At 69.0% G+C, this 3,683-nt stretch carries 3 protein-coding genes; all 3 read right to left on the bottom strand.

The genetic code is table 11. The features are described 5' to 3' along the window. Window positions 1–83: 83 nt before the first annotated feature. The 3 genes from ABZ646_RS42720 to ABZ646_RS42710 are packed head-to-tail and all read right to left on the bottom strand — an operon-like array spanning window position 84 to window position 3,582. A complete protein-coding gene (locus ABZ646_RS42720; RefSeq protein ID WP_360532059.1) occupies window positions 84–1,463 on the bottom strand; it encodes a dipeptide ABC transporter ATP-binding protein in 1,380 nt (459 codons plus the stop codon). Between the two features lie 26 nt (window positions 1,464–1,489). Next, a complete protein-coding gene (locus ABZ646_RS42715; RefSeq protein WP_360532056.1) occupies window positions 1,490–2,587 on the bottom strand; it encodes an ABC transporter ATP-binding protein in 1,098 nt (365 codons plus the stop codon). Continuing rightward, the gene (locus ABZ646_RS42710) at window positions 2,584–3,582 is read right to left on the bottom strand and encodes an ABC transporter permease (RefSeq protein WP_360532053.1); all 999 of its coding nucleotides are present in this window, start codon (window positions 3,580–3,582) and stop codon (window positions 2,584–2,586) included. Before ABZ646_RS42710 ends, ABZ646_RS42715 begins: the two co-directional genes overlap by 4 nt. Window positions 3,583–3,683 lie beyond the last annotated feature (101 nt).

Genomic DNA, 3,683 nt, shown 5'->3' with positions numbered 1-3,683 from the left:
GCAACGAGGCAGCCGATCCGGTAGTCGATCGTCCCCACGACCAGCGCCGCCAGCGCCCCCAGCCGGTCCTGACTCGTGTCCGGTCAGTTCTGCTGGTCGGCCGACTCCTGGCCGTCCGCCTCCGCCGCCGCGGAACCGGGGGCCTTGGCGGTCTCGTCGGTCTCAGCGACCTCGGCGGTCTCAGCGACCTCGGCGGCCTCAGCGGCCTCGGCGGTCTCAGCGACCTCGGCGGCCTGGGGGGTCTCCTCGGCCTTGGCGGTCTCAGCGACCTCGGCGGCCGTCTGGACGGCCTCCTCGGCGGCGATCTCCTCCGCCGCCGCGGCCACCGCCGCCGACGTCTCCGCCGACTCCTCCAGGGCCGCCTCGCCGACCAGTTCCGCGGCCTCCTTCGCCGCGGTCAGCAGGACCGTGTCCTGCGGTGCCTGGTCGGCGAAGTTCTCCGGGTGGTGGCAGGCGACCTGCTGGCCGGTGCGCAGTTCGAGGAGGAGCGGCTCGGTCGTCCTGCAGATCTCCGTCGCCTTCCAGCACCGCGTGTGGAAACGGCAGCCGGAGGGCGGGGAGATCGGGGAGGGCACGTCGCCCTGGAGCAGGATGCGCTCGCTCTTCTGACCTCGGCGCTTCGGGTCCGGGATCGGCACCGCCGACATCAGGGCCTTGGTGTACGGGTGCATCGGCGCCTTGTACAGCGAGTCCCGGTCGGCCAGTTCGACGATCTTGCCGAGGTACATCACGGCGATGCGGTCCGACACGTGCCGTACCACGGAGAGGTCGTGGGCGATGATGACGTAGGTCAGGCCCAGTTCCTCCTGAAGGTCGTCCATGAGGTTCACGACCTGCGCCTGGATCGACACGTCGAGCGCGGAGACCGGCTCGTCGGCCACGACCAGCTTCGGCTTCAGAGCGAGCGCGCGGGCGATGCCGATGCGCTGGCGCTGACCGCCGGAGAACTCGTGCGGGTAGCGGTTGTAGTGCTCGGGGTTGAGGCCGACCACCGACAGCAGCCGCTGCACCTCCTTCTTGACACCGCCCTCCGGCGTCACGCCCTGGAGCTTGAAGGGCGCCCCGATGATCGTGCCGATGGTGTGGCGCGGGTTCAGCGAGGAGTACGGGTCCTGGAAGATCATCTGCACGTCGCGGCGCAGCGGGCGCATGCCGCCGACGCCGAGGTGCGTGATGTCCTTGCCCTCGAACTCGACCGTGCCGCCGGTCGGCTCCAGCAGCCGGGTGATCAGCCGGCCCATCGTCGACTTGCCGCAGCCGGACTCGCCCACGACGCCGAGGGTTTCACCGGCCTTGACCTCGAAGTCGAGCCCGTCGACCGCGTGCACGGCGCCGACCTGCCGCTGGAACAGGCCCTTCTTGATCGGGAAGTGCTTCTGGAGGCCGGTCACCTTGAGCAGGGTCTCGCCCTGGGCCACGCCCCGGGTGGAGACGGCACCGTCGCTCTGCGCGGGAATGGTCACTGCCGCGTCCTTGGTGGGTTTCTCGCTCACAGCTTCGGCGCAATCTCTTCGGTCCAGATCCGCTCCCGCTGCTCCTGCGTCATGTGGCAGGCGGCCCAGTGCCGGCTGCCGACCTCGGTCAGCTCCGGGCGGACCGTGCGGGTGACGTTGTCCTTGGGGACGTCCGCGTACGGGCAGCGCGGGTTGAAGGCGCAGCCGGACGGGATGTTGATCAGGGAGGGCGGGGAGCCCTTGACCGGGATCAGGCGGTCCTGCTGCTCGCGGTCGAGGCGCGGCATCGAGCCGAGCAGACCCCAGGTGTAGGGGTGGCGGGGCTCGTAGAACACCTTCTCGGCCGGGCCGCGCTCCACGCACCGCCCGCCGTACATCACCAGGATGTCGTCGGCGAGTTCGGCGACCACGCCCAGGTCGTGGGTGATGACGATGACCGCGGAGCCGAACTCCTTCTGCAGGTCCCGGATCAGGTCGAGGATCTGCGCCTGGACGGTCACGTCCAGAGCGGTCGTCGGCTCGTCCGCGATGAGCAGTTCCGGGTTGTTGACCAGCGACATCGCGATCATCGCGCGCTGACGCATACCGCCGGAGAACTCGTGCGGGTAGCTGTCGACCCGCTTGTCCGGCTGGGGGATGCCCACCCGGTCGAGCATCTCGACGGCGCGCCGCTTCGCGGTCTTCTTGTCGACGTCGTGGTGGATGCGGTACGCCTCCACGATCTGCTGGCCGATCGTGTAGTACGGGTGCAGCGCCGACAGCGGGTCCTGGAAGATCATGGACATCTGGCGGCCGCGCAGCTTGCGCACCTGGTCCGGGTCGCTGCCGAGCAGCTCGGTGCCGTCCAGCCAGATCTCGCCGGAAATCTGTGCCTTGCGCTTGCCGTACTGCCCGGCGGTGTGCAGGCCCATGATGCCGAGCGAGGTCACCGACTTGCCGGAACCGGACTCGCCCACGATGCCGAGGGTCTTGCCCTTATCCAGCTTGAAGGAGAGCCCGTCGACGGACTTGACCAGGCCGTCGTCGGTCGGGAAGTGCACCTTCAGGTCGCGCACTTCGAGGAAGGACGTCGGCGCGGGCGAGTCGCTCGTGGGTTCGCCCACGGCCGCTCCGCTCTTGCTCAGTTCCGTCATGAGAGCCTCACTCGGGGGTCGATCACGGCGTACAGGATGTCCACCACGAGGTTGGCGATCAGCACCGCGAGAGAAGTGATCAGGGTGACGCCCAGGATGATGGGCAGGTCCTGGTTCTTGATGGCGGTGAGCACCGCCTGGCCGAGGCCGGGCAGGCTGAACGTCGTCTCGGTCAGGATCGCGCCGCCGATGAGGGCGCCGAGGTCCATGCCGAGCATGGTCAGGATCGGGGTCATCGTGGAGCGCATGGCGTGCTTGCCGATGACGACCGGCTCCGTGAGGCCCTTGGCGCGTGCCGTGCGGATGTAGTCCTCGCCGAGGATCTCCAGCATGGTGGCGCGGGTGATCCGGGCGTACATCGCCGCGTAGAGGAACGCGAGGGTGATCCAGGGCAGGATCATGCCGCCGAGCCAGCCGGAGAAGCTCTGGTCCAGCGGCACGTACTGGCCGTTGATCCAGTTCAACCCGTAACTGAAGACCGCGAGCGAGAGCAGACCCGTGAAGTAGATGGGCAGGGACACACCGCTGAGCGCGACCACCATGGCCGTGCGGTCCCAGATGCTGCCCCGCTTGAGCGCGGACAGCACACCCGCCGCGACACCGAAGACCAGCCACAGCACGGCGGCGCCGAGCGCGAGGCCCAGGGTCACCGGGAAGCGGTCGGTCAGCACCGGCCAGACGGCCTGCTCGCTACGGAAGGAGTAGCCGAAGCACGGTGCGGCACAGTGGGTGACGTCGCCGCCGGCCGCGTAGGTGCGGCCCGCGAAGATGCCCTTGAAGAAGTGCCAGACCTGTACGAAGATCGGGTCGCTCAGACCCAGCTTCTCCCGCACCGCCGCAACGGCGTGCGGGTCGGCCTGCTTGCCCACGAAGCTCGTGGCGATGTCCACGCCCGCCCACTTGGGGACGAGGAAGAAGATGCTGAAGACCACCAGGATGATGACCACCAGCATCACTGCGGCGGCGAACAGCCGCCTGATGAGGTAAGCGAGCACAGCTAACGGCCCGCCGCGGGGCCGCGGACCGCCGGAGGTCTTCCGGTGGCCCGCGGTCCCGCCGCGCCGGCCTTCACCTGCCTTTCGTGCCGTACGGCGGG

Origin of the sequence: Streptomyces sp. NPDC007162, assembly GCF_040634175.1 — a bacterium.
In the GTDB taxonomy this organism is placed as follows: domain Bacteria; phylum Actinomycetota; class Actinomycetes; order Streptomycetales; family Streptomycetaceae; genus Streptomyces.
Note: the sequence above shows the minus strand (reverse complement) of the source record. Positions and strands in the feature narration are given on the sequence as shown.

What these genes read in the sequence shown, in the direction of transcription:
- ABZ646_RS42715 (WP_360532056.1), bottom strand. Translation starts at nt 2,587, where the DNA reads ATGACGGAACTGAGCAAGAGCGGAGCGGCCGTGGGCGAACCCACGAGC.